The 25468-nt window shown below is 57.6% G+C and carries 23 protein-coding genes and 1 tRNA gene; 9 read left to right on the top strand and 15 right to left on the bottom strand.

What is annotated here, in order from left to right; all coding sequences use genetic code 11:
* Nucleotides 1-41 precede the first annotated feature (41 nt).
* From RUESEDTHA_RS01805 to RUESEDTHA_RS01795, 3 genes are all read left to right on the top strand, one after another.
* A complete protein-coding gene (locus tag RUESEDTHA_RS01805) occupies nt 42-1601 on the top strand; it encodes a trimethylamine methyltransferase family protein (protein WP_180883829.1) in 1560 nt (519 codons plus the stop codon).
* A 120-nt stretch (nt 1602-1721) separates the two neighbouring features.
* The gene (locus RUESEDTHA_RS01800) at nt 1722-2306 is read left to right on the top strand and encodes a heme NO-binding domain-containing protein (protein ID WP_180883827.1); all 585 of its coding nucleotides are present in this window, start codon (nt 1722-1724) and stop codon (nt 2304-2306) included.
* Complete coding sequence (locus RUESEDTHA_RS01795; protein ID WP_180883825.1) at nt 2306-3352, top strand: GGDEF domain-containing protein; 1047 nt, start codon at nt 2306-2308, stop codon at nt 3350-3352. The genes RUESEDTHA_RS01800 and RUESEDTHA_RS01795 overlap by 1 nt, the downstream gene beginning before the upstream one ends.
* 2 nt (nt 3353-3354) lie before the next feature.
* Here RUESEDTHA_RS01795 and RUESEDTHA_RS01790 read toward each other — a convergent pair whose 3' ends face one another.
* From RUESEDTHA_RS01790 to RUESEDTHA_RS01755, 8 genes are all read right to left on the bottom strand, one after another.
* Nucleotides 3355-4053: a CbiX/SirB N-terminal domain-containing protein gene (locus RUESEDTHA_RS01790; RefSeq protein ID WP_180883823.1), complete on the bottom strand. Its 699-nt coding sequence runs from the start codon at nt 4051-4053 to the stop codon at nt 3355-3357.
* Nucleotides 4054-4125: 72 nt separating this feature from the next.
* Nucleotides 4126-5058: an AEC family transporter gene (locus tag RUESEDTHA_RS01785; RefSeq protein ID WP_180883822.1), complete on the bottom strand. Its 933-nt coding sequence runs from the start codon at nt 5056-5058 to the stop codon at nt 4126-4128.
* Between the two features lie 61 nt (nt 5059-5119).
* The gene (locus RUESEDTHA_RS01780) at nt 5120-5917 is read right to left on the bottom strand and encodes an MBL fold metallo-hydrolase (protein ID WP_180883820.1); all 798 of its coding nucleotides are present in this window, start codon (nt 5915-5917) and stop codon (nt 5120-5122) included.
* Nucleotides 5914-6720 (bottom strand): TatD family hydrolase, encoded by an 807-nt coding sequence (locus RUESEDTHA_RS01775; protein WP_180883818.1) that lies wholly within the window; start codon nt 6718-6720, stop codon nt 5914-5916. Before RUESEDTHA_RS01775 ends, RUESEDTHA_RS01780 begins: the two co-directional genes overlap by 4 nt.
* Complete coding sequence (locus RUESEDTHA_RS01770; RefSeq protein WP_180883816.1) at nt 6717-7838, bottom strand: DNA polymerase III subunit delta'; 1122 nt, start codon at nt 7836-7838, stop codon at nt 6717-6719. The genes RUESEDTHA_RS01775 and RUESEDTHA_RS01770 overlap by 4 nt, the downstream gene beginning before the upstream one ends.
* 7 nt (nt 7839-7845) lie before the next feature.
* Nucleotides 7846-8472: a dTMP kinase gene (gene tmk / locus RUESEDTHA_RS01765; RefSeq protein WP_171120843.1), complete on the bottom strand. Its 627-nt coding sequence runs from the start codon at nt 8470-8472 to the stop codon at nt 7846-7848.
* Nucleotides 8469-9644: a D-alanyl-D-alanine carboxypeptidase family protein gene (locus tag RUESEDTHA_RS01760; RefSeq protein ID WP_180883814.1), complete on the bottom strand. Its 1176-nt coding sequence runs from the start codon at nt 9642-9644 to the stop codon at nt 8469-8471. The genes tmk and RUESEDTHA_RS01760 overlap by 4 nt, the downstream gene beginning before the upstream one ends.
* Before the next feature lie 16 nt (nt 9645-9660).
* Nucleotides 9661-10833, bottom strand: a complete 1173-nt coding sequence (locus RUESEDTHA_RS01755) for an SPOR domain-containing protein (RefSeq protein WP_180883812.1) — start codon at nt 10831-10833, stop codon at nt 9661-9663.
* A gap of 199 nt (nt 10834-11032) precedes the next feature.
* Here RUESEDTHA_RS01755 and RUESEDTHA_RS01750 point away from each other — a divergent pair.
* Both RUESEDTHA_RS01750 and RUESEDTHA_RS01745 read left to right on the top strand, forming a co-directional pair.
* Nucleotides 11033-11122: transfer RNA gene (locus tag RUESEDTHA_RS01750), tRNA-Ser, on the top strand.
* Nucleotides 11123-11350: 228 nt separating this feature from the next.
* Entirely contained in the window at nt 11351-12070 is a 720-nt protein-coding gene (locus RUESEDTHA_RS01745) for a hypothetical protein (protein WP_180883810.1), read from the top strand.
* 29 nt (nt 12071-12099) lie between these two features.
* Here RUESEDTHA_RS01745 and RUESEDTHA_RS01740 read toward each other — a convergent pair whose 3' ends face one another.
* The 6 genes from RUESEDTHA_RS01740 to RUESEDTHA_RS01715 form a co-directional block, all read right to left on the bottom strand.
* On the bottom strand, nt 12100-12837 hold the full coding sequence (locus tag RUESEDTHA_RS01740; RefSeq protein ID WP_180883808.1) for an Asp/Glu racemase: 738 nt from the start codon (nt 12835-12837) through the stop codon (nt 12100-12102).
* A complete protein-coding gene (locus RUESEDTHA_RS01735; RefSeq protein ID WP_180883806.1) occupies nt 12834-13901 on the bottom strand; it encodes a histidinol-phosphate transaminase in 1068 nt (355 codons plus the stop codon). The genes RUESEDTHA_RS01740 and RUESEDTHA_RS01735 overlap by 4 nt, the downstream gene beginning before the upstream one ends.
* A complete protein-coding gene (locus RUESEDTHA_RS01730) occupies nt 13898-15547 on the bottom strand; it encodes a hydantoinase B/oxoprolinase family protein (RefSeq protein ID WP_255431588.1) in 1650 nt (549 codons plus the stop codon). Before RUESEDTHA_RS01730 ends, RUESEDTHA_RS01735 begins: the two co-directional genes overlap by 4 nt.
* The gene (locus RUESEDTHA_RS01725; RefSeq protein WP_180883804.1) at nt 15544-17634 is read right to left on the bottom strand and encodes a hydantoinase/oxoprolinase family protein; all 2091 of its coding nucleotides are present in this window, start codon (nt 17632-17634) and stop codon (nt 15544-15546) included. The genes RUESEDTHA_RS01730 and RUESEDTHA_RS01725 overlap by 4 nt, the downstream gene beginning before the upstream one ends.
* Before the next feature lie 224 nt (nt 17635-17858).
* Complete coding sequence (locus tag RUESEDTHA_RS01720; protein ID WP_180883802.1) at nt 17859-18569, bottom strand: aspartate/glutamate racemase family protein; 711 nt, start codon at nt 18567-18569, stop codon at nt 17859-17861.
* A 3-nt stretch (nt 18570-18572) separates the two neighbouring features.
* Entirely contained in the window at nt 18573-19271 is a 699-nt protein-coding gene (locus tag RUESEDTHA_RS01715; protein WP_180883800.1) for a GntR family transcriptional regulator, read from the bottom strand.
* 107 nt (nt 19272-19378) lie between these two features.
* On the opposite strand from RUESEDTHA_RS01715, the gene RUESEDTHA_RS01710 reads away from it, so the two are divergent.
* Complete coding sequence (locus tag RUESEDTHA_RS01710; protein WP_180883798.1) at nt 19379-21073, top strand: thiamine pyrophosphate-binding protein; 1695 nt, start codon at nt 19379-19381, stop codon at nt 21071-21073.
* Here the strand turns inward: RUESEDTHA_RS01710 and RUESEDTHA_RS01705 are convergent.
* A complete protein-coding gene (locus RUESEDTHA_RS01705; RefSeq protein WP_180883796.1) occupies nt 21034-21954 on the bottom strand; it encodes a LysR family transcriptional regulator in 921 nt (306 codons plus the stop codon). The two genes, RUESEDTHA_RS01710 and RUESEDTHA_RS01705, sit on opposite strands and share 40 nt — an antisense overlap.
* Nucleotides 21955-22052: 98 nt before the next feature.
* On the opposite strand from RUESEDTHA_RS01705, the gene RUESEDTHA_RS01700 reads away from it, so the two are divergent.
* From RUESEDTHA_RS01700 to RUESEDTHA_RS01690, 3 genes are read left to right on the top strand one after another with little or no spacing between them, the layout of a single operon-like run.
* On the top strand, nt 22053-23186 hold the full coding sequence (locus RUESEDTHA_RS01700) for an enolase C-terminal domain-like protein (protein WP_180883794.1): 1134 nt from the start codon (nt 22053-22055) through the stop codon (nt 23184-23186).
* Nucleotides 23183-24436: an FAD-binding oxidoreductase gene (locus RUESEDTHA_RS01695; RefSeq protein ID WP_180883792.1), complete on the top strand. Its 1254-nt coding sequence runs from the start codon at nt 23183-23185 to the stop codon at nt 24434-24436. The genes RUESEDTHA_RS01700 and RUESEDTHA_RS01695 overlap by 4 nt, the downstream gene beginning before the upstream one ends.
* 47 nt (nt 24437-24483) lie before the next feature.
* A complete protein-coding gene (locus tag RUESEDTHA_RS01690; RefSeq protein ID WP_180883791.1) occupies nt 24484-25458 on the top strand; it encodes a TRAP transporter substrate-binding protein in 975 nt (324 codons plus the stop codon).
* Nucleotides 25459-25468: the final 10 nt, after the last annotated feature.

The following is a 25468-nucleotide window of genomic DNA, read 5'->3' as shown; positions in this document are numbered from 1 at the left end:
TCGGGGCTTGCTTAAAGCAACGCCAGTTTCGGGAGGGTCCAATGGCCGACACAAAAACGCGCAGACGCCGCAGCGGTGGACGTGCTGGTGCAGCCGAGCGCAGAGGCACCGCCGTGATTGATCAGATGCCATGGAATCCGCCGGTCAATATCGACAATCCCACCGAACCGCTGGATGCCGCCGGGATCGAAGCGATCCACGAAGGCGCAATGCGTATCCTCGAAGAGATCGGGGTCGAATTCTACAACGAAGAAGCTATCGGCATTCTGCGTGAAGCTGGCTGTACGATTGACGGCGATAACGTCCGAATGGGGCGGGATTTTGTGATGGAGATGGTCGCAAAAGCGCCGTCATCCTTCTCGATCACGCCGCGCAACCCCGATCGTAAGATCGAAATCGGGGGCAGGAATATGCTGTTCGGGAACGTATCCTCTCCGCCAAATTACTGGGATATGGAGATTGGGACCAAGGTTCCGGGCAACCGCGAAATGTGTCGGAATTTGCTGAAGCTGACGCAGTATTTCAACTGCATTCACTTTGCCGGGGGATACCCGGTGGAACCGGTCGATATCCATGCCAGCGTTCGGCATCTGGATGTACTTTATGACAAGCTGACCCTGACAGACAAAGCCATGCACGCTTATTCGCTGGGCAAGGAGCGGGTTGAGGATGTCATGGAGATGGTCCGCATCGCAGGTGGCCTGACCCATGAGGAATTCGAGGCCGAGCCTCGGATGTACACCAACATCAACTCGACCTCACCACTGAAGCATGATCATCCGATGATTGACGGATGCCTGCGGCTGGCCCGGCGCGGTCAGGCGATTGTTGTTACTCCGTTTACATTGGCGGGTGCCATGGCGCCCGTAACAATGGCTGGGGCCGTGGCGCAATCTTTGGCCGAGGCGCTGTGCGCGATTGCTTTGTTTCAGTACGTGCGGCCGGGCATTCCTTGCGTCATCGGAACATTTACCTCGAATGTCGACATGAAATCCGGGGCGCCTGCGTTTGGAACCCCGGAATACATGCGCTCCACCCAAATGACAGGGCAGATGGCCCGGTACTATGGCCTGCCCATGCGGTCTTCGGGCGTGTGCGCCGCAAATGTGCCTGACGGTCAGTCTGTTTGGGAGACGTCGAACTCTTTGTGGGCTGCCGTGCAATCGGGGACGAACATGGTTTACCACGCCGCTGGCTGGCTGGAGGGCGGGCTGATCGCCAGCCCCGAAAAGTTCATTATGGATTGCGAGGTCTTGCAGCAAATTCAAAGGTATATGCAGCCCGAGATCACGGCGACCGGACCTGATGAAATTGCGTTAGACGCAATAAAGGCAGTCGGAAACGACGGCCATTTCTTTGGCATTCAGCATACGCAGGACCGCTACACCACAGCATTTTATCAACCCTTCCTGAGTGACTGGAAGAACTATGAAGGATGGAACGTCGCTGGTGGTGTCTGGACGGCCGAGCGCGCCCATCACATGTTCAAAGAGATTATCACCAGTTTTGAGCCACCGGCGATTGACGACGGGATTCGGGAAGAACTTGCCGACTTCGTTACGCGTCGTAAGGCTGAAGGCGGCGCGCCAACAGATTTCTAGGCAGAGGCGGGCCTTTTCACATTGAGACTAGGCTGAATTCTACCTATCGGGCTGGCCATCTTGGCTTTTTGTTAAGGTTTCTCGGACCAGACTACGCATGTAACCACTTTGGGGCATCTCATGCATGGTCTGATTAATCGGGCGGTACAGTCATTTGTTTGCGGGACCTACGGACAATCGTGCTGGATAAACGTGACCGAGGCGGCTGAATTGGGGTTTTCCGAGTTTGAGGCCATGCTGGTCTACGATGACGAAATGACCCTGCGTGTTCTGGACATTTTATGCGCGAAGCTAAAGCGGCCGCGCGGGGAACTGCTTGAAGACCTTGGCACCTATCTGGTCTCGCATCCCAAAATGGAAGGGTTGCGCCGTCTTCTGCGGTTTGGGGGCGAAACTTATGTCGAATTCCTGCACTCGCTCGATGACTTGTCTGACCGCGCTCGTTTGGCGGTCAGCGATCTGACCTTGCCTGTGCTCGAGTTGAGAGAGGTGTCGCATGCGGAGTTCCAACTCTACTGCTATCCCGGCTTGAAAGGGTATTCGAGCGTCATGGTCGGGGTCTTGCGCGCCATCGCCGATGACTATGGCGCCTTGGCGATGCTGTCCCATGCAGGCACTGAGGGAGAGGTTGAGATTATTTCAATTGTTCTGATCGAAAGCGCGTTTACCGAGGGGCGGCAATTCGATCTGGGGGCGCGCGGTTGATGATGGAAACATCGGATCTTTCTTCATTGCTTGGATTGTTGTGCCCCATGTTTGTGCTTGTTGACGAACAGGGCCAAATCACAAGCGTTGGACCCACTTTGCAAAAGCTCCGCCCAGAGCAGCCCATGCAAGGCCAAGGCTTTTTGGACCTGTTCGAATTGGTTCGTCCACGCTCAATCACAACGACTGCTGCATTGTTGTCACTGGCGGGTGCCAAACTGCACCTAAAACTAAGGGACGAACCGCGCACCGCGTTAAAGGGGCTGGTTGCACCGCTGCCGGGGAACAAGGGCGCGATCATCAATCTGTCATTCGGCATCTCGATTTTGGATGCCGTGCGTGACTATGCCCTGACAAGTGCCGATTTCTCGGGCACCGATCTTGCAATTGAACTGCTGTACCTGGTCGAAGCCAAGTCAGCCGCGATGGAGGCATCACGTTCCCTGAACCTGCGCTTGCAAGGTGCCATGCTTGCGGCCGAGGAACAGGCCTTTACGGATATGCTTACCGGTTTGAAGAACCGAAGGGCTATGGATGTACTTCTGGGCCACATGGCGTCGGGCAACGCACCATTTGCGTTGATGCATCTGGATTTGGATTTCTTCAAGTCCGTGAACGACCGACTTGGGCACGCGGCGGGTGATTTTGTTCTGCAGCAGGCAGCGCGCATCATGGAGGAAGAAACCCGCAGCGACGATATGGTCGCGCGCGTGGGCGGGGATGAGTTTGTTATAATTATCAAGGGCTTGATTGATCAGAAGGTGTTGTGCTCAATTGCGGGCCGCTTGATAGACAGGCTGAGGGAGCCGACGATATTTGAAAGCGAAACCTGTAAGGTATCTGCAAGCGTTGGAATAGCCTTGTCGACCCAATTCAGTACCTTGAAGGCTGCAGAAATCCTTAAGGCTGCTGACCAAGCTCTGTATGACGCTAAACGATCTGGCAGATCCCGCTATAGCTTTTTCTCACCAACAGCAGGTTCGATAACCGATCCCCCAAGTTTGCAGGGTTCCCCACAGCCGCGGCCCGGTATCTCTGGGCAATAGTGCTAGGTGCCCTCGAAGGCTTGCGAAAGTACGTTGGCAATCTGACGCTTCACGCGGGGAAGTTCGCCGACAACGGGCAAAACCCGGCCTTTGAAAGCGGCGCGATCCAACTCTTGCGGGATGTCTTCAAGAACGTGGCCCCCGGTACAGGCAAAAAATGGCAGGCAGAGAGCCTTTGCCCCTGTGCCCTGCGCGGCCTCGGCGATGGAGGGTGGTTCTTCCACAAACCCGACCCGGATCGAGTGAAAATCTGTCAATTCCTCCAGCTTCTTAGCGAAATCTCGGGCAACTTTGGACGGGTTGCGGCTGCGCCCAGAGCCATGCGCGGCCAATACGATATCGGTGGTTGAGGACACCCATTTTAAATCCGTAACCGCGTCGCCTAGTGCGGCTGCAATCAGCGAAGGCAGGATGGCTTCGGTACCCAATGGGTCAAGAACGCGCAGCGGCTTTGCCCCAAGGCGTTTGGGCAGGGCACTTGTGACAAACCATCCTTTCGCCATGAACAGCGGAAAAACCACTGTGTCATCGGGCAAGTCCTGTAGTTTCGCCTCAAGCGCGCCGGGTGCTGCCAAAGTCGCTGATGTCACCGTGACGTCGTCGCACATGCCAGCCACCTCAGCCGCGTATCGGGCAAGCGCGGCTTCAGCGGGATTTGGATCAGAGGGCTGACCATGAGCGACGATAAGGGCGTAGGGCATGAGGGCCTTCCCGTTTTGAATTATCGAAAGGTGTGTTGTACCGGGGCAAAGTCAACATGCATTTGGATAGAGTTAGCCTAACAACATGAGCCAGAACCAGACCGTAAGAATAGACGCCCCGGTTCCAACCAAAACCGAGGACGCGGCGACTCTTTTGGCCCGCCCATACATGTTGGCAAAGATATAGGCATTGAACCCGGGCGCCATTGCCGCGTTCAGAACGCCCGATCGAAATAAGTCCTGCGGTAAACCGACGGTAGAGCCGAAAAGCCAGACAAGACTGGGGTGCAGCATCAGCGACACGCCACACACAAAGGCAATCGTGCGCAGATCGCCTTCGGGTTTGTACTTGACCAGAACTCCGCCCAACGCGAACAGCGCCCCCGGAAGAGCGGCACGGGTCACTAGGCCAAGGGCCTCATCCACAACGGCAGGAACCTGGATCCCGGACAGGTTGACGGCAAAGCCCAGCGCGATCCCTAAGATCAGAGCGTTTCGGAACATCGCCGACAGGACCGAGCGCACCATACGCGTGCCACCGTGCCCACGATTGCGGATGAACTCCATCACCGTGATGCCCACGCAATAGCAGAAGGGAGAGTGAAACGCGATAATCGCGTAGTTTCCGGTTAGGTTTTCGGGGCCATAGGCGCGCTCGGTAATTGGCAGGCCCAACAGAACTGAATTCGAGAAGAGACAGCAAAACCCGATTGCGACGCAGTCTTCCCAATCCCTGTTAAATATCAGCCGTGCGCCGAACAATCCGGCGCAGAAACACAGCGCGGCCGCCGTATAGAAACTGGCCAGCAGACGCGGATCGAAACTGGCGCTAAGGTCAAGATTGGAAATGGCCAGAAACAGCAGGCAAGGGATTGCAAACCCTTGGGTGAACTTCATCAGCCCGTCGACATGGACCTCTTTGAAATACCCAAGCCGGGTCGACGCATAGCCAGCCCCGATAACCAGAAAAACCGGAAGGATGACGTTGATAAGGGATTGCAGCATCTAAGGCTCCACCGGGGTCGCCAACCGGGGCGAGGATATGGCAGAGCGGGTCGTCAGGGCTTTAAAGCGCCTGATGGATCACCATGCCGTCGTAAGCTGGCGTGATGTGATCCGCGGTTTCCGCGTCGACCGTGGCATAGTCCAGGTCGATATGCATGTTGGTTAGGACGGCCTTCTTGGGTTGCAGCTTTTCAATCCAGCCCAGCGTTTTTTCCAGATGTGCGTGAGTAGGATGCGGAGACCGGCGCAATGCGTCGATAACCAGACAATCCAGCCCCTCCAGCATCGCCCATGCATCGTCGTAAATCTCAGCTACGTCGGGCAGGTAGACAAGATTGCCCAGTCGGAATCCCAAAGCATCAATCGACCCATGGTTCACTTTTAACGGATGGAAGGGGATCGGACCGCCTGGGCCTGTAACCTCGAACGGGCCATCAATAGTTTTCAGGTCGAGAATGGGCGGGTAGGGCGAATTTTCGGGCTGAATAAAGGCATATCCGAAGCGACCCAGCAGATCGTTCTGAGTATCTCCGTCAGCCCAGACGGGAACACGCTCGCGCATGTTGAAAACGATCATGCGCAGGTCGTCGATGCCGTGCACGTGGTCGGCGTGGGAATGGGTGTAGACCACCCCGTCCAGACGGCCCGTGCCTGTATCCAGCAACTGACCGCGCATATCGGGGGTCGTGTCGATCAGAACCGAAGTCGTCCCTTCGGGCCCGTCGCGTTCCACCAGCATCGAGCAGCGGCGACGGATGTTGCGCGGATTGTCGGGGTCACATGCGCCCCAGTGACCGCCCAGTCGTGGGACGCCGCCAGAAGACCCGCAGCCAAGGATCGTACAGCGCAGTTCTGTCATGCAGCCGCCTTGTAAGTTGCGGCCTTTGTGAACAGCCGGTCAAAATTTGCTTGCGTCTGTGCCGCGAATTCCGGGTACCCCATCCCGAAAACCTCAGCCCCTTTTCGGGCGGTATGGGCCGTAAAAGCGGGTTCGTTACGCTTGCCGCGGAATGGCGGTGGCGCCAGATATGGCGCGTCGGTCTCGACAAGGATGCGATCGACCGGGGCACTGGCGAAAATGTCCCGAAGGTCCTGGCTTTTGGGGAATGCAGCGATGCCGGACATGGAAAGGTAAAATCCCAGGTCCAATGCGGCCTTGGCCAGTTCCGCTGAAGATGAGAAGCAGTGCATCACACAGGAATAGGGCGCGTTGCGATATTCTTCGCTTAGAATTCTCGCCATATCATCGTCAGCCGCGCGGGCGTGGATGATCAGCGGCAAGTCTGTTCGCTGCGCGGCTTCGATGTGGATACGCAGGGATTGCTTTTGCACCTCTGCACTGTCGGCGGTGTAGTGATAATCCAGCCCGGTTTCCCCAATACCCACGAATTTAGGTTGCTGGGACAGTTGCACCAGTTCATCAACGGTTGCCATCGGCTCATCCGCGGCGCTCATGGGGTGCGTGCCAGCTGCATAGAACACCGGAGCATGCGCCTCTGCGATCGCGCGGATGGTGGGTTCATTGCGCAAACGGGTGCAGATTGTGACCATCCGCGTCACGCCCGCTTCGGCTGCGCGGGTCACGATTTCGTCCAACTGGCCATCGAAATCAGGGAAGTCCAGATGACAATGGCTATCTGTGATTTGGGGCGTATCGCTCATCTGCTCTGACCGGCGGTTTCCTGTATCTTGAACACCGTATCTAGGACCAGCGCGGCAGGGTCAAGGTTCACCGCCTGACCATGTCGCGTACGGGCCGTGATCAGGGCTGCGGTATCCGCCCATTGACGCGCCATATGTGGGGACGCGGACAGGCGTGACAGGACTTCCGCCTCGCCCGGCGCGGCCTCTGGCATAGGGGGGGCACCTGTTGCACCGGTCAGGGCAAGCCGAGACAAAGCAATGTCTATCAAAGTCAGCAACAACTCGAAACGCTCGGCCGCGCCGCGTTGGGCTGCGGCCTCGGCCAAGGCCAAGGCACGCTGACGGTCCATTCTTGGAATCGTGCCCAAAATGGCGATGAGTTCTGCGTAAATGTCCAGACCACCCAGGTTGATCAGGCGAACGGCACTGCCCACAGAACCAGCGGCGAGAGCGGCCAGATGATCCGGGTTGCTTGGCGGCTCGGCCCCGGTTTGTGCCAAAGCCGTCATCATATCTTCGGTGCCCAGCGGTGACAGCCTGAGCGTTCGGCACCGCGACCGGATTGTAGGCAACAGCCGCGATGGTTGGTGCGAGACCAACAAAAGTGTGGTGCGGGCAGGGGGCTCTTCGAGCATTTTCAGAAGGGCATTGGCTGCGCTGACATTCATCTCATCCGCAGAGTCCACGATGACAACGCGCCGCCCACCGTCGGCTGAAGAAAGTCCGAAGAACTTGCCCAGCTTACGGATATCTTCGACCACGATTTCGTTTCGCATCCTGCCGCGGTCATTCTCGGACCGGGTGACCGAGGCAAGTCCGGGCTCAGCCCCGGCCAGAATGCGATGAGAGACCGGGTGATCCTCGTCAATATCCAGCGTTTCAGGGGGTGGGGGCGCTCCGAAAAGGCCATCCTCTTCGGCTGGAGGTGTCGCGAGCAAGAACCGTGCGATGCGCCACGCCAAGGTCGACTTCCCAACGCCACGAGGGCCGGTCAACAACCAACCATGGTGTAGCCGTTCCGAATTGTAGGCCGTCAGAAAGGCGCTTTCGGCCTCGGCCTGCCCGAAAAGCTGCCGGGTTTCGCGCGGGTGTGGGGCACCGGGTGCCTGATCCGGGGGCGGGGTTTCGTCGCTCATCAATAGTTTACCGCAAAGCCTGCTTAACGATATCTGTCACATCGCTGGCGACACTGTCCATGTCCCGATTGCCGTCGATAACGCGAAATCGTTCAGAAAACTCATCGGCAAGGGCAAGAAATCCGGCTCTCATCTTGAGTTGCAGGTCAAGGCCGAAATCTTCGAACCTTTCCTCTGTTCCCTGACGCCCTTTTGCCCGATTCAAACCGGTCTGGGGGTCCATGTCGATCAGAAGGGTCAGATCAGGCTCACGACCAATCATCAGATTGTGCAACTGATCCACCAATCCGCGTAGGTCACCGCGAGAAAGGCCCTGATACATGCGGGTGCTATCGGCAAAGCGATCACATATCACCACTTTGCCAGCGGCCAAAGCGGGTTCGATTGTGCGTTCCAAGTGGTCGCGGCGCGCAGCAGTGAACAGCAAAATTTCCGTTTCAGCGGACCACCGATCGGGGTCGCCCTCAAGCACAAGCCTGCGAATTTCCTCAGCCCCAGCAGACCCGCCGGGTTCGCGGGTCAGGACAACGTCGTGACCCATGCCGCGCAGGTGATCGGCCAGCAAGCGCGCTTGCGATGACTTGCCCGATCCGTCAATACCTTCGAAGGTCAGGAATAACCCGGTGCTTGTCACAGGGCGTCCAACGGATTGCCGATAACGTCAGTCAATACGATGCTGCCTACGGTCATCATCCGAACAACAAACCCGCCGGTCGCAACATCATTCGCGGCCACCAGAGGGCGGCGAATTTCCGGAAGACCCTCTGGCTTGATAACCAACTCGGCCAGTTTCTGACCCTTTTTGATCGGTTCTTTCGATGCATCGACAGGCCCATCATAGACCACTTCGGCCTTTACATCCTTGTCGCCCAAAACAGGAAGAAGAATTGTCAGATCACCATCGGGAACCAGTCCAACCGTCTTTTCCGCACCCATCCAGACTTTGGCTTCGGCTATCGGCGCTTCGGCGTTGGCAATTGTCCTCTCGACAAAATTGCGAAACGACCAGTTAACCACGGCCTCAGCCTCCTCTGCGCGGCGGGCGGTGCTGTCGAGACCGGACAAGACAAAGATCACCCTGCGATCACCCTGTTTGGCTGAACCGACCAGACCGTATCCAGCTTCTTGCGTGTGGCCAGTCTTTAACCCGTCTGCCCCAATGCCCAGTTTGAGCAGGGGGTTGCGGTTGCGCGAGTTTGACGGCGCGCGACCGTCAAATTCAAACTCTTCCTCGGCGAACAGGGGATAGTATTCGGGGAAATCGGTGATCAGTCGGTCCGCAAGAACCGCCAGATCATGCACGGACATCATGTGTCCAGCCGCAGGCCAGCCGTTTGAGTTGGCAAAGTTCGAGCTGTTCATCCCCATCTGCTCGGCGCGCTGCGTCATATAGCGTGCGAACCCGGCTTCGGTTCCATCCGGGCTGAGTGCCTCGGCAATCACCACGCAGGCGTCATTGCCGGACAACACGATTATGCCCCGCAACAAATCCTCGACTCGGACCCGGTCCTGCGTATTCAGGAACATGGTCGAGCCGCCATAACTCATCGCGTGTTCCGAAACGGGCAGTTCTTCGTCCAACGTCAGGCGGCCATCACGCAGCGCTTCGAACGCAACATACAAGGTCATCAGTTTCGACATCGACGCCGGTGGCAGCGGCTGGTCTGCGTCTTTGGACAGCAGCACCGTGCCTGTTGTCTGGTCCATCACATATGCTGCGCGGGCCGTTGTATCGAAAGCCTGGGCAGGCAGGGCAAACAGCGCCAGCCCCAAGGACAAAACAGAAGATCGCAATGAGGTCAGCATCAGGGCCTCCCTTGTTTCAGTTCTTGACCAGGAAGGCATCCGAGAAGCCTAGGTCCTTTACGTCGCTTTGAAGTGCGGTGCGCTCTCCACGGGTTGAGGCGGGGCCTACAAGAACCCTCCAGACGGAATCATCGTCGGTTGCTAGTTCGCGTACTTCGGCAGGCAGTCCGTTGCGGCGGATTTTGTCAGCCGCGCTTTTGGCGTTGGCTTCAACCCCGAATGTCCCGACCTGAACATAAGGTTTGGACAAAGGGCCAGAAGACTGTTCCGGCTGGCTTGCCGTACTTGCTGGTGTAGGTTCCGAGGCGTCGATCGCGGCCGCGGCACCTGCGATCGGATCAAGCGGTGTTTCCGTGATTTCGTCTGCAGGTTTCTTCTGCCACCATTTTCGCTTTGCAGGTTGATCGCTGGGCGGGGTCACCTCTGGATCGCTCAGGGTTGCGGTTGGTGCGGCTTCGGCGGCAGCTTCAATGGTTTCCTCTGCGGCTTCGGTGGCTGTGTCTGTGGCCGCGTCTGCCGCGACCGCAGCAGCGCCTGCTGCACCGGCCGCGACTGCGGCGGTTTCTTTCTTTTGCCACCATTTCCGCTTGGCGGGCTTTTCTGCGCCATCCTCTGCCGCGTCAACGGATGCGGACTGTGTTTCCTCATCCTGTGGTGCAGGGGCGTCTTCACTCGCTTCCGCCGGAGTATCTTCAGGCTCGGGTTTCGGGGGTTCCGCAGGTTTGCGGCGCAGCGCAACGACCTGAACCTTGGTCGGAGACCCGGCCAGAATGCCCAATTCCGCGGCAGCGGCCGAAGAAAGCTGCAAGGCCGGCCCCGGCAGGTTTCTTTCCCGACGGAAGAGCGCACCGGTTACGGTCTTGTTATTGCTGGCGTTCTTGATCCGCACCCGTTCGGGCTGTGTGACGTCCGGGTGAGCCACCCAAACGCCACCCAACGATGGGCGTCCATCCCACAACCCAGCCTCGGTGACCTCGAAGACCTCGGGCGCTTCGACATCGTCGCGGGGATTTCCTGTCGCATCCGGGAACAGTTCGACCTTGCTGTCATCCTGAAGGCTTTCTGCGGCCGCTTCGGATGACGCGTTGTCAGGGGAAAGTGTCTCATCACAACCTGCGAGGGTTGCGGAAAACACGGCCAGAACCGCCAACGCTCGCGGTTTTGCGCGTGTCTGGGTCGCTCGATTCATTTTGTCATCCCTTGCCTGAAGGGGCCTCGTTTCCCGAGCCCCGCCGATTGCCGGTTCTGAATTGCCGGCCTGTTACGGTCTTTCGATTAGATCATAACCTGCACAAGGTGTCATGGAAAGGCCGCTGCAACCGCTTCGGCAAGATTTCCCTATTTGGTCTTGCCACCGGTTTCGGTTCGCCTTAGACCCAGCGTCACGCGGGGAGGTGGCAGAGTGGTCGAATGCGGCGGTCTTGAAAACCGTTGAACGTGAGAGCGTTCCCAGGGTTCGAATCCCTGTCTCCCCGCCACTCATCCACCCAAGCCCCAGCTTTTTCCTTTAGTCCCGATGCGGCCAACATTTTGTTTGGGTATTCAGAGTCTCGGCCCTTTGCCGCATATCGCCGTTCTGCGGGTTTGCGGACCGTGGCCTTGTTTACTTGAAGTAAACGTCGGGTTAAAACGATGTATTATTTTGATTTTTGTGACAGCGCCGAGGCGTGGTCAGCTATTGTGTTAATGAGTGCAGGAGGCCCAAAATGCCGGGAGAAGAATTTGTCGTTCCTCTTGGCCAGAGCGCGTCGGTTCGTTCTAAGTACTTTCGTATCAATTCGTTGATTATAATTAGTTTATTTTTCCTCTCAATGATCTCGATTCTAATCCTTGAAAGCACGGATAACCGGGTTCTCAAGTTCTTCGCCTGGCGCTTTAATCACGATGTCGAGCACAGCGTCCCAACGATTTACAATTACTTTCTGCTCGTCTCGAACTTTGGCCTGTTAACGTATGTTTTTTTGATTAAACGAACCCAAACGGATCGCGACTCGATCTATTGGTTGATCCTCGCCGTGGTCATGTTTTTGATGGGGTACGATGAAGCGGCCCAGGTTCATGAGAAATTTACGCAGCCCATGCGCTCCATCCTGCCCGAAAGCCCGCTTTGGCATTTTTCCTGGACGCCGATCGGGGCTTTTGTCGCACTTGTTGTGGCTGGGTTCTATTTGCCCTTTCTCATGCGCCTGCCAAAAGCAGTCGCCAGTCTGATGGTTCTCGCGGGTGCCACTTATTTGTTTGGTGCGTTGATGATCGAAACAATGGGCGGTTGGGTGGATTTCTACAATGACGACCGCGGCTGGAGGTTTTTTTTGCTGGCGACGATCGAAGAATCCTTTGAGATGCTTGGAATGGTAATCTTCGGATATGCCCTGTTGCGGCAGATTTCTCTTTTACAATACGACGACGACCCCTCCTCGGCCTAGGGCGCCTCTCGCCCGCTGGGTAGAAAGGCTCAAATGTGGTCGAACAAGCGGCCGGGTAATGCGGGGTGACGGCCAAGCTTCAACCTTTGGATCATGCAAAAGATCATTGCTTGGTTGGAGGTGACCAAAGGCTTTCCCAGATGCGCTTCAATCCGTTCGATAACCTCGACCGCGCGCATGTCGGTGCAACTCAGGACGATAGCCTGCGCCTCTGGATGGTCCGCTTGGCAGGCCAGATCGAACACCTCATCTGGGGTCAGTTCGCCTTGTCCGTAATTTCCCAATTCGCGGCCTATATCCGCGCAACACACGGTCTCAATCCCGTTTTGCGACAGAAAATCTACGGCCTGAGTGTTGATCTCGCCAAGATAAGGCGAGGAAAACCCAACCTTTGTTGCGCCCAGAGCTTTGATACCAGCGATCAATGACCCCGCGGCTGTCAGCGAGTCTGCACCTGATTGTGTCTTTATCTGACCTGCGAGGTCTGTGTCGAATGCAGGACCATGTGTCAGGGTGGCCGACGTGCAGCCGTATAGCACAATGTCTGGCCGAACGCCCGCGATCATCCGTAGATCATGGCTGATATCCGAGGCCCCCAAACCCGCCATTTGTTCAGCCCCAGGAATCTCATCCACGTCATAGCCACCCATGCGTTGGAAATGAACGGTGGTATTGGGCGGGCGCAACATCTGCATATCAGGTTCAAGATTGGTGTTTGTGTAGGGGACGAGCACACCGATCTTGGCTGCAGTTCGCGTCTCGGTCATGCCAACACTCCTTTCAACACGTTCAGGGCCTTGTCCATAATCGCAGGAGCGCAAATCGTTGCGCGCAGACAGTCCGGCAAGCCATAGCCTGCCATTCCGCGCATCAGTAGGTTTTCGGTCCGCAATGCGGCGTCGGCTTTTTGAGCGTCGTGTGTGGAGCCAAAGCGGAGCAAGACAAAATTCGTGTGGCTGTCCGGCACGATCAGCCCAAGGGCACGGCAATCCCGCGCAAATTGGTCGCGAAGGCGTGCCGTTTGGCTGACCACATCGCGCATGTGGGATTGGTCGCGCATAGCAGCGGCGGCTGCAGCTTGAGATGCTGATGATATGTTGTTTGGGTTGAGGAGTTTCCGCAACTCAGCGGCGATGCGCGGAGGGAAATATCCCCATCCGACGCGGGCGCTGGCTAAGCCATAGGCTTTGGAAAAAGTTCGGGTGATGACGGTGTCACCTCGGTCCACCAGCGCGAAGATGTCCGCAGGGTTGTTGGCCATGTCCGAAAACTCGGCATAGGCTTGATCAACAACTAGCAGCACATCGTTCGGCAGGGCGGTGCGCAGTCTAAGTATGTCGGAGTTCGGGATAAGCGTTCCAGTCGGGTTGCCTGGATTGCAAATGAAAACAATGCGTGTCGCAGGCGTTACCCCGGCAAGAATTTCGTCAACACTGACCGTCAGGCCAGCCTCGGGTGCCGTCCGATAGTCCGCCTGCGCTTGTGCGGTTGCCGATGCCACAAAAGCATATCCGTACTGCGTGCCCAGAACCTGATCGCCGGGTCCGGCGAATGCGCGGATCAGGCAACCTATCAGCTCCATTGATCCGGCTCCGCATAGGATGCGCGCTGGGTCCAGGTGGTGCACGGTCGAGATCGTTGTGCGTAATTCTGTCCACTCGGGGTCAGGGTAAAGCGTCAGGTCAGACGCCGCAGCTTGACTTGCGCGCATCGCGGCGGGGCTGGCTGGAAACGCGCTTTCATTCTGTGCCATCGAAATTGTGTGCGCCCCGCCCAGATCGGCAAGGGCATAGGCCGCCATGTTAGCGACATATGCATTTGGGCGGATCATGTGTCACCTCCATAGGCTTTTGCCCCTTCCGGGGTCACCAAACCGCGTTTCAGATCGAGGTCGAGGGACAGGGGATCGCGCAGCTTCGGATCTCCGAACCCGCCGCCGCCGGGCGTCTCAAAGATCAGGTAGTCACCCGGTTCAACGCGCAGCTCACCTTTGCCCGGAATATCCCCGGTAGAGTCCCGAAGGCGAATGCGGCCGGGGCTTCCGGCACCACCACCCATCCTGCCAAGGGCGGGGAATTTCAGCCGTTCAACCGATAGGAACACCACAAAAGGCGCGCCGTTGGACGATGTCATTTCTATGCGCTGACCCAGCCCGCCGCGATATTGCCCTGCGCCACCGGAATCCGGCCTAAGCTCGCGCCGCCAAATCGTAACGGGCGCGACACTTTCGGTGATTTCAACCTGACTGCCAAAAACGCCGGACGGGTAGGCCGTGGCTGATAAGCCATCCGAATGAGGCCGCGCACCTGTTCCGCCATTATGTACAGGTTCGATCGCAAACTCCCGTCCACCGTCGCGGGCCACTTCGGGCGCGTGGCGCATGGGCAGGTCAAACATGCAGCTTGCGCCCTCTGCCGGGACTTGATCAGGCAGGGCTTGATGCAAGCATCCCAATACCAAGTCAGGCGTTACCTGACCAAGAGTGTGCCGCATGGCGACGGGAACGGGCCTTTGGGCGTTCAGGATGCACCCTTTCGGCCCATCAACGGTGAAGGGTTCCAGCGATCCTGCGTTGTTCGGTATGTCGGACCCAACGATGCAGCGCAGCGCAAATACGGTATAGGCCGTGGCATAATTCAGCGGTACGTTGATCCCTTTGCGCGAACATCCAGAGGTGCCAGCGAAATCCACATGCATCCTGTCCTGATAGACGGTCAGCGTGGCGTGAAGTTCCAGCTCATTCTCATACCCATCCATTTTCAGGACGTTTTTATAGACACCATCAGGCACTTCGGAGATTGCAGCTTGGGTGCCTCGACGCGACGTGCCGATGATATAGGCGCCCAGCGTATCCAGATCGTCGAGGTTGAATTCCTCCATCATGGTTAACAGACGGTCGACCCCGGCTTCGCAACAGGCGATCAGCGCGTAAATGTCGCCCTCATTCGCGATGGGTTCGCGGGAATTGGCGCGGATGATGTCAAGAAGCAGGGCATTTGGCACGCCTTGATCGACCAGTTTGCAGGGCGGGATCAACAAACCTTCGTCATAGATATCGGACCCCTCTGGCCCCATTCCAAGCCCGCCCAAATCGACCAGATGAGAGGTGCATGAGGTAAAGCCAACGACCTGTCCGTTCCGGAAGGCGGGCATCATCAGAAGAAAGTCGTTCAAGTGCCCCGAGGCCAGCCAGGGGTCATTGGTCATATAGATGTCACCCGGCTTCATGTCTTGAACGGGGAAGGCCGCGCGCAGGTGCTGAACCGCTTCGGCCATTGTGTTGATATGTCCGGGCGTGCCGGTGACGGCCTGCGCCAGCATGCGCCCATTCGCATCAAAGATACCGGCTGAAATATCCCCGCACTCGCGCACGATCGGGCTAAAGGCCGCCCTGATCAGGGTTTGCCCCTGTTCTTCGACAACTGCCAGAAGACGGTTCCACATAACTTGAAGTCGGGCCGGAGAGAGAGTCATCATTCTGTTCCTTTCCGGGTAAGGACAAGGTTCCCGATCGCGTCCACACGGGATTCGAAGTCGGAGGAGACCAACGTTGTTGTCTGTGGCTCGGTAATCAGCGCGGGTCCGGGGACATAGTCGCCCGCGCGCAGGTCGGGGCGGGCGATCAAAGCGGCCTGTACGGTTTGTCCGGTCAGGTCGCAGGTGATGGGGCGCGTCTGTGACGGCATTGCTGGACGAGATATCGGCGTATCCGCCAAGGTGGGCGCTTCGCTTCCGAAAGTTGCCACGCGCACCGACCAGTTCAGGATTTCTATCTGCATCCCCGGCACTGGGCGCGAGAATTGCTTGCGATACTCCTCTTCAAACGAATGGGTAAGGGGGGCAATGTCTGTGGCGGAAAGGATGCGGTCGGGCAGGGGGATTTCAATCTCATGGCCCTGACCGCTATAGCGCATGAACGCGGTACGCCGCGTTTGTGTTGGCGCATCGCCTGCGCCCTGGGAAACCACCTGTTGTGCTTCGGAAATCATTGTGGCGAACAGCGTGTTGATGGCGTCAGTTTCGATGCTTTCCAACATGGAATATCGTGATCGCACGATCTCAAAACTGACCGGCGCATACAGGAAGCCAACAGCCGAACCGACGCCGGGATTTGGTGGAATCACGATCTGGTTGACCCCGGCAGACCGGGCAACCCGTGTTGCGTGCAGGGGGCCATTGCCGCCAAACGCGATCATCGTGCGGGTGCTCAGTTCCTTGCCGCTTTCGACGGCGTGCATGCGTCCGGCGCTGGCCATGCTTTCATCTACGATGCGACTGACACCATCTGCGGCATTGGTCGCGTTCAGATCAAGCTTGGACCCGATCACTTGTTCCAATGCGTGTTTTGCAGCCTCGGGGTCAATCGCGATGTGCCCTTCGGCAAAGGTCTCGGGGGTGATGTAGCCCAGTGCGATATCGCTGTCTGTGACGGTCGGGTCTTTGCCGCCGCGCAGGAACGCGACGGGACCGGGTTCCGAGCCAGCCGATTTCGGCCCAACCGTCAATCGCCCCAACCGATCCACCCCGGCGATCGAGCCGCCGCCCGCTCCGATTTCGATCATTTCGATCACCGGAATTCGCACAGGCATGCCCGAGCCTTTGATGAACCGGGCCGCACGCGCGATTTCGAACTGGCGCGAGGTTTGCGGGCGCGCGTTGTCGATCAGGCAGAGCTTGGCCGTTGTTCCGCCCATGTCAAAGGACAGAACCTGATCCAGACCCGCGCGTGCGGCGATCCGGGCGGCCAAAATGGCACCCCCAGCCGGGCCGGATTCAACAAGACGGATGGGGAATTGCGCCGCGGTGTTTAGGGTGCACATTCCGCCACCAGCCGTCATCATCAGGATCGGGCAGGCAAGACCTTCGTCACGGAAACGGTCTGCGAAGCGCGTCAGGTATGTCTGCATCAAGGGCTGGATATAGGCGTTTGCAACCGTGGTGCAGAGGCGATCAAACTCACGCGCCTCGGGGCTGACCTCGGACGAGATTGAGATGACCAGTTCGGGGCGTTCTTGGGCCAGAGCTGATTGCAACTGCCGTTCGTGCGCAGGGTTGGCGTAAGCGTGCATAAGGCAGATGGCGACGGCGTCCACACCGCTTGCGTCGATCTCTTCCAGCACCGCGTCGATTGCGGACTGCTCCAGCGCGATCAGAACATCACCGTCTACCGACATACGTTCACGCACAGTAAACGCCCGTTCCCGGGGCACCAGCAGGTCGGGCTTTTCCAGGTTGATATCGTATTGCGCATATCTCCGCTCGTAAGCGATTTCGAGGATATCGCGGAAGCCTTCTGTCGTAATCGTTGCAACCTTGGCCCCGCGCCGCTCGATCAGGGCATTGGTGGCCAAAGTTGTTCCATGAATGAAGCTGGAGATGTCGGATAATGCGCGTCCAGATCGCTGGATAACCCGCCTCGCGCCGTCCATCGCGCCGTCAGCGGGGTTTTGATGAGTGGTCAGCGTCTTGGTCGAGGCAAGGATCGTGTCCTCACCCGAGAATAGAACCGTGTCGGTAAATGTGCCGCCAATATCAATGGCGAGGCGCAGCGCATCAGAGGTCATTCTGTCGTCCGAAGTCAGAGTAATCGCAGTCCGTCGCAAAGGGCACAAAGCCCCTGGCTCAGGCGGCAACCACCAGATCACAACCCGTCGTGCGACGGTTCATCGGATGAGAAATACAAGCCATACGCATACCGGAAGGTTGCAGGCGCAGGCGGTGCCTTACTAGCGGAAATGCGACGTGATTGCATGTAAGCGACATCAAAACGCGCAGTTTTCGGAAGGCATCAATAATGTGGCGGGTTGAGCCCGGCCTGAAACCAATTGACGAAGGTGACCATCGAAAAGACCGGCAGGTTCGTTGCCGTTTGGATGTCAGCCGCATAGGTACACATGTTGGTGCATTCCAGAACGATCGCGCCCAGGTCAGGGTTCTCCGCCTTCAGGGACAACGCAGCGGCGATGTTATCCGCACGGGCCTTGTCCACATCCATCGTCAGCTCATTGCCAAGAATGGCGCGTGTGAATTCGTCGCCCCCCTCAGTTGTTCCGATTGGAGTGCTGAGTGGGACATGAGCGCCAGACAGATGTTCATCGGTCAGGGTGGACGCTGAAATCGTCAGGATGCCCGCACGTTTGCCCGCTGGGAGGGTGCGGTTTACCATTTCCACTTGCATCAAAGATGATGTCACGACGGGGACGGGAATGGCTTCGGACAGTTCCTTTTGAAAGACCGAAAGAAAACCGCAATTTGTGGTGATGCCGTCAGCCCCGTCCTTGACCAGATCCAGAGCCGCATCGACAAACGCGCCCAACATGCCTTCGGCCTTTTGGCGAACAACTCGGTCCGGTGACGCATCGCGCACTATTCGGTAGAGCACGGGAAAGGGCCATGTCAGTGCGTTTCCCATATCTCCGGGAATTCGTGGAAACTGCGCATCCAGCATAAGAATACCCACCGAGGCACCGTAAATGGATTTTCCACCTTGCGCGATCATGCCTCATGCCTCCTCAATGATGCGGGTCGCGATTTCGTCGGGCCCTTCCATATAGATGCTGGAAATTCCCTGACGTACAGCGTCCTGTACCTGATCCATCCGCTTGGAGATATGGGCCCCCATTATCCGCGCGGCCTCGTCCGCGTTTCGCTCAAGCATGGCGTTCATCACACCCTTGTGCTGATCTTTCGAGCGACGAATGCGGTCCGCAGTCATCGAAACCCACCGGATATACCGGATACGGTCATTGATCCGGCTGAGGGTCTGCAGCAATTCGCGATTGCCCGACAGGCGCGCAATTCCGATATGAAATGCCTCATCGCGCGCCACGGCTTCTTCGACCGTCAGGCCAGTTATGTCGATGCCTGTGTCGTACAGTTCCTGTTCAAGCGCCTTTAGTTCTTGATCCGTTGCTTTGGTACACGCTGCGCGCACTGCGGCCACTTCGATGATCTGGCGCAGTTCGAACAGGTCGTACACGCTTGGGGCATCCAGGGTCCTGCAAAAGAACCCCTGACCGGGGCGAAAGTCGAATAGGCGTTCGGCGACTAGACGGTTCAGCGCCTCGCGCAGAGGAGTTCGGCTTACGCCGAGTTCTTTGGAGAGTGCAACTTCGTTCAGGCGATCACCTGGACGCAGGCGAAATGACACCGCCATCGCCTTTACCTGATCGTAAATGTCATCGACCCGCGGACTCGCCATCAAATTTTGCCTTCCTCTGCTTCTTTTCAGAGGTGCCACAGGTCGATCTTGAATTCAATATGCAATACTGTATACAGTTATGTATTCAATTTGAGATAGGGGCAAATATGACGGGCGTGAACTACCTGACAGGGGCCGAGGCGATGGTAAGAATGCTTGAAGCCCATGGCGTGACCCACATGTTTGGATTGTGTGGGGATACAACCCTACCGTTCTATGATGCCTTGGCGCGGATGGATCACGGCATTCAGCACATCTTAACCCGCGACGAACGACACGCGGCTTATATGGCCGACGGTTATGCCCGCGTTACAGGCAAACCCGGTGTTTGCGAGGGGCCATCCGGCGGTGGGGCGACCTATATCCTGCCGGGTGTGGTTGAGGCCAATGAAAGCTCGGTGCCTATTCTGGCAATCACTTCTGATGTGGCGACAACCAGCCGGGGCAAATACCCACTGACAGAATTGGACCAGCCAGCTTTGTTTAAACCGCTGTCCAAGTGGAATGCCTCGATCGACGATGCCTTGCGGTTGCCTGCGATGATGCGGGCGGCGTTCCGGGTTATGACGACCGGAACACCCGGTGCGGCACATCTTGCTTTGCCCTTTGATATTCAAAAGGCCTCGGTGGACGAATCTGAAATCTGGGCGAACGCGCGGCATCGCAGTTATCCGGCTGAACGGGCGGGGCCTGATCCTGACGCGATAAACGCGGCCGCGGAAGTCTTGGCTAAGGCAAAATCGGCAGTGGCCGTTTGCGGGGGCGGGCCTGTTCTGTCGGGGGCCAGCGATGCGCTGCGCCGGGTGGCAAAGGCTTTGGATATGCCTGTGGCAACAACGGTTTCAGGACAGGGCGCGCTGGCCGAGACCGAGCCTCTGGCGCTGGGCGTCGTGGGGTCAAACGGGGGCGTGCCAGCGACTCGGGCGGTTGTCGATCAGGCAGACGTGGTTCTGTTTATCGGTTGCCGCGCAGGGTCGGTTACGACAGAACGCTGGAGAAGCCCGGCCCGAAACGCAACGATCATCCACATCGACAGCGACCCGATGGTGATCGGCGCGAACTATCAGACCGAGGTGGCGATCTGCGCCGACGCGCGGCTGGCGCTGGAAGCGCTGGCGGACGTGCTGGAGGAATATGATGATCTGCCCGGCCAAGGCGGTGCAGCCAAGGCCAAGGCCGCCTGGGCCGCCAAAACCGCCGCCTTTGCCCCGCTAGCAGCAAGCCGCGAAGCCCCGATCCGCCCCGAGGCCGTCATGGCTGCGCTCATGGATGTTCTTGATGACGATGCCACGATTGTCGCAGATCCCGGGACCCCGTGCCCCTACTTCAGTGCACACTACCGGTGGCAAAGCGCCGGTCGCCACTTCATCACGAACCGAGCGCATGGTGCCTTGGGATATTCGTTAGGGGCCGCGATGGGGGCGCATATCGGCAGGCCGTCCGTCAAAACGCTGGCCGTCATGGGAGATGGCTCTTTCGGGTTCACATGTGGTGAGTTTGAAACGATGGTACGGCACAAAATGCCGATCACTTCGATCGTGTTCTCAAACTCGGTCTTTGGGTGGATCAAGGCGGGTCAGGATGCCGGGTTCGGGCAGCGGTACTACAACGTCGACTTTGATCGCACCGACCATGCCGCGGTTGCTTCGGCCTTTGGGGTCAAGTCGTGGACTGTGAAAGACCCGGCCGACCTGCGCAGGGTGTTGGCGATGGCTGTGGAACATGACGGGCCAACCTTGGTGGATATCCATTCCCAACCCCTTCACGAGGCCGCCGCGCCGGTGTCCGAATGGGTGGCGTAAGTCGCAATTGACGCTGTGAGTTGGGCCAAAAAGTCCTGCGCAACAGTCGAAAGGGGGCGACCCTTGGCCGTTATGATCGCTAAATCCAGCATCACGGCCGGCCGGAAGGGGCGCGTCTGATAGCCGGTCTCTTCATCGAAATTCACTGTAAAGGGATCAATCAGGGCAACGCCCATGCCTTGTTTGACGAAGCTCAGTAAGTTCTCGGACAGGTGCGTGTGGATTTGTGTTCGCCACGTGCGCCCCTGCGTTTGAAACGCATCCCTAGTGCGCCGGTGCGTTTGATGTTCCGGCCCCATGACAATGAAAGGCTCGTTCTCCAGCAACGCAGGCGTCAGGACATCGTGGACGGCCAGTGGGCTGTCTTCGGGAAACGTGGCCAGAGTTTCGAAGCGGAACACCTGATAGTTCAGCGTGTCGTGAAGAATTGGCATCTCGACAACTCCGATCTCGAAAAGGCCAGAGGTTACCCATTCCTGTATTTTAGACGAATATTGCGATTGAAAACTGACGGACAGGTTTGGCCGAGTTTTGGCAAAGCGGGCGACCTCGCGCGGGATAAAGCCGAAGGACAACAAATGAGGGGCCGCGATCTGAAGCTGGCCGGGATGCTTGTTTTGCAGGTCAGAGACCGCTTGGGCGACGTGGTCCAGACCGCGCACGACGGTATCGACCTCTCGGTACAGCAGCTCGGCCTCTGGCGTGGGTAACAATCGGCCTTTGCTGCGTTCAAACAGCGGCAGTCGGGCCTCGCGTTCAAGCTGGGCCAGAAGGTTGCTGATGCCCGGCTGCGAAATGCCCAGCACAGACGCCGCGCCAGTGACGGTTCCGGTTTCCATGATGGCGTGAAAAGCCTGCAATTGGCGAAAGCGCAGAGACATGGTTCACCCTATCATTTTTTCTGATGGAATAGCGAAAACATAGTATTTGAAATGATATGCAGGTCAAGGCAGGCTTCTGCTCATCAAGGGGATGCGGCATGGGCGACCTGTTTCAGAAAATTGTTGGGTATGACCTGTGGCATCTGGAACTGCCGGTCACGTCACGCCGTGATCATGGAATTGGAACTGTTGAAGGAAGTTGCGAAGTTGTCGTCTTGCGCCTGACGTCCGAGGGCGGCTGTCATGGATTCGGCGAGGCCTCGCCCTGGTCGGTGTTCACAGGAACGCCCGAGGCCACCTATGCGGCTTTGGACCGGTATATCCGGCCGCTGGTGATTGGCTCGTGCATTGCTGACCGTGCCGCCATCATGGAACAGGCGTCCCGCGTCGTCGCACATTGCACCGAAGCAAAGGCCGCGTTGGACAGTGCGCTGCTTGACTTGGCTGGTCGGATCAGCGGCGTGCCCGTGTGGGCTTTGTTGGGCGGAAAGTGCCGGGATACCATTCCACTGAGCTGTTCAATCGCCAACCCTGATTTCGCGCGGGACAAGGAACTGTTGGATCGGCTGCAGGACGACGGCGTTCGGATCGTCAAGCTGAAGACGGGGTTCAAGGATCATGCCTTTGACATTATGCGGCTGGAATATCTGGCGCAGAACTATCCGGATATGTCTGTCAGAGTGGACTATAATCAGGGGCTTGAAATTACGGATGCCGCTGCACGGGTGCAGGACGTCGCGCAATTTTCACCTGACTTTATCGAGCAACCTGTACGGGCACATCATTATGGCATGATGGCCCGTTTAAGGCAGATAATTGATGTGCCCCTGCTTGCAGATGAAAGCGTTTTTGGTCCTGAAGATATGGAGCGCGCCGCGCGCGAAAACATATGCGACGGTGTTTCGGTGAAGATCATGAAGTCCGGTGGGCTACACCGCGCGCAGACGGTTACGCGTATCGCCGCAGCCCATGGGCTGAGCGCGTATGGCGGTGACATGTTCGAAGCAGGGCTGGCCCATCTGGCGGGCACCCACATGATTGCGGCAACGCCCGAGATAACTCTGGGGTGTGAGTTCTATCAGTCCTCATACTTCCTTGCGGAAGACATTCTGCAAGACCCTTTCCGCGCAGCCGACGGCAGCGTGACCGTTCCTGATGGCCCGGGGCTGGGCGCGTGCCCCGATCTTGGGAAACTGAACCACTATGCAAAAACCAAGGCGGTGGCAGCATGAGCGACGCAAAGACCATTGCGATCATTGGGGCCGGTATTGTCGGCGTGTCCGCTGCAATCTGGCTTCAGCGCGATGGGCACCGGGTGATCCTGATTGACAAGGCGGGGCCGGGCGAAGGCACCTCATACGGCAATGGCGGGGTGTTGGCGTCGTGCTCAATCGTGCCGGTAACCGTTCCGGGGCTGCTACGAAAAGCTCCGAAAATGCTGTTTAGCCCCTCTCAGCCGTTGTTCATGAAATGGGGGTACTTGCCCAAGCTTCTGCCGTGGCTGACCCAGTATCTCAAACACGCGAATGCAAATGATGTGGAACGTATTGCGGCTGCACTGACCCCGATCGTAGGGGACAGTTTGAATGACCACGAAGCCCTTGCCAAAGGGACGGGAGCCGAAAAGTGGATCGTGCCGTCCGACTATCTGTTTCTTTATGAAAACCGGGCGCAGTTCGAAGGTGACGCGTTTGGGTGGGAGATACGTCGAAAGCACGGTTTCCAATGGGAGGAATTGGAGGGCGATGCATTTCGCGCCTATGACCCTGTCTTTGCTCAGGACATCGGATTTGCGGCAAAGCTGTCAGATCACGGTCATATCACTGATCCGGGGCGATATGTGAAAGACCTTGCGGCGCATGTCGAAGCGCAGGGCGGTCAAATTATCCAGGCCACCGTCCAAGACATTGCCTATGAAAACGATCAGGTTGTCGGTGTGCGGGCAGGTGGGGAGACCATCGCCTGTGATACAGCCCTGATCACAGCGGGTGTTTGGTCCGGCCCCTTGGCCGCGCGTCTTGGGGTTTCTGTTCCTTTGGAAAGCGAACGCGGCTATCATCTTGAATTGATAGAGCCTTCTGCGATGCCACGTAGCCCGGTGATGGTGGCTTCGGGCAAGTTTGTGGCCACTCCGATGGATGGGCGAATTCGTTTGGCGGGTATCGTCGAATTCGGAGGGCTGGATGCGGCGCCGTCACGCGCGCCGTTCGAATTGCTGAAGAAAAACGCCCGAGCTGCCTTTCCGGGTGTAACATGGAAGGAGGAAGTTGAATGGATGGGGCACAGGCCCGCCCCGGCGGATTCGATCCCGATCATCGGCGAAGTACCTAATATCAAAGGTGCGTATCTTGGCTTTGGACACCATCATATCGGTTTGACGGGTGGGCCGAAAACCGGACGCCTGTTGGCTCAGATGATCGCGGACAGAACTCCGAACACAGACGTGAGTGTCTACGCGCCCTCACGCTACGCAACACAATAATGTCGGTGAGAAACACCGGCGGTTCGATATTCAATAGGGAGAATACGATGAAGAAACTGACTAGTCTTTTGGCGGCAACCGCTTTGACAGCCGCTTCGGTCGCTCCGGCCGTGGCGGAAAAATGGGATATGCCCATGGCATATTCTGCTTCCAACTTCCATTCCGCTACGGGGGCCGAGTTTGCTAAGTGCGTTACCACCGGAACCGGCGGTGAGATTGAAATCGTAACCCATCCGTCGGGGTCCTTGTTCAAGGGCGCGGATATCAAACGCGCAATTCAGACCGGACAGGCGCCAATCGGGGAACGCCTGTTGTCGGGGCACCAGAACGAAAACGCGCTGTTTGGTTTTGACTCGATCCCCTTCCTTGCGACGTCATTCGATGACAGCGCAAAACTGTGGGAAGCGGCCAAACCATCCATTGAGAGCCTGCTGGCCGAACAGAATCTGACGCTGCTTTACGCGGTGCCTTGGCCGCCGCAGGGTCTCTATTTCAAGAACGAGGTGAACTCGGTCGCGGACATGGAAGGCATCAAGTTCCGTTCCTACAACAACGCGACCTCGCGCCTTGCAGAGCTAACCGGGATGCTGCCAGTCACGATCGAAGCGGCAGAAATCAGCCAGGCTTTTGCAACCGGCGTGGCCGACTCGATGGTGTCGTCGGGGTCCACCGGGTATGACCGTAAGGTTTGGGAAAGCCTGAACTATTTCTACGAGGTGGATGCCTGGTTGCCGCGCAACTATGTGATGGTCAACTCAGATGTCTGGGGTGGTGTGTCTGACGCCAACAAGAATGTCATCAAGGCCTGCGCGGAGCTGGCGGAATATGCCGGCAACTGGCGTGCCAAGGAATATACCGGTTTCACCCTTCAAGGCTTGCGTGATGGTGGTATGACCGTTGGTCCGGCCTCTGAGCAGATGGTCAACGAGCTGAAAGAGATCGGTGTGACCATGACAAACGAGTGGCTTGAGGCGGCAGGGGACGAAGGCAAGGCCATCGTCGACGCGTTCCAGTCGCAATAAATCCCTCAAA

The organism is Ruegeria sp. THAF57, from assembly GCF_903914075.1.
GTDB lineage: Bacteria > Pseudomonadota > Alphaproteobacteria > Rhodobacterales > Rhodobacteraceae > Ruegeria.
Note: the sequence above shows the minus strand (reverse complement) of the source record. Positions and strands in the feature narration are given on the sequence as shown.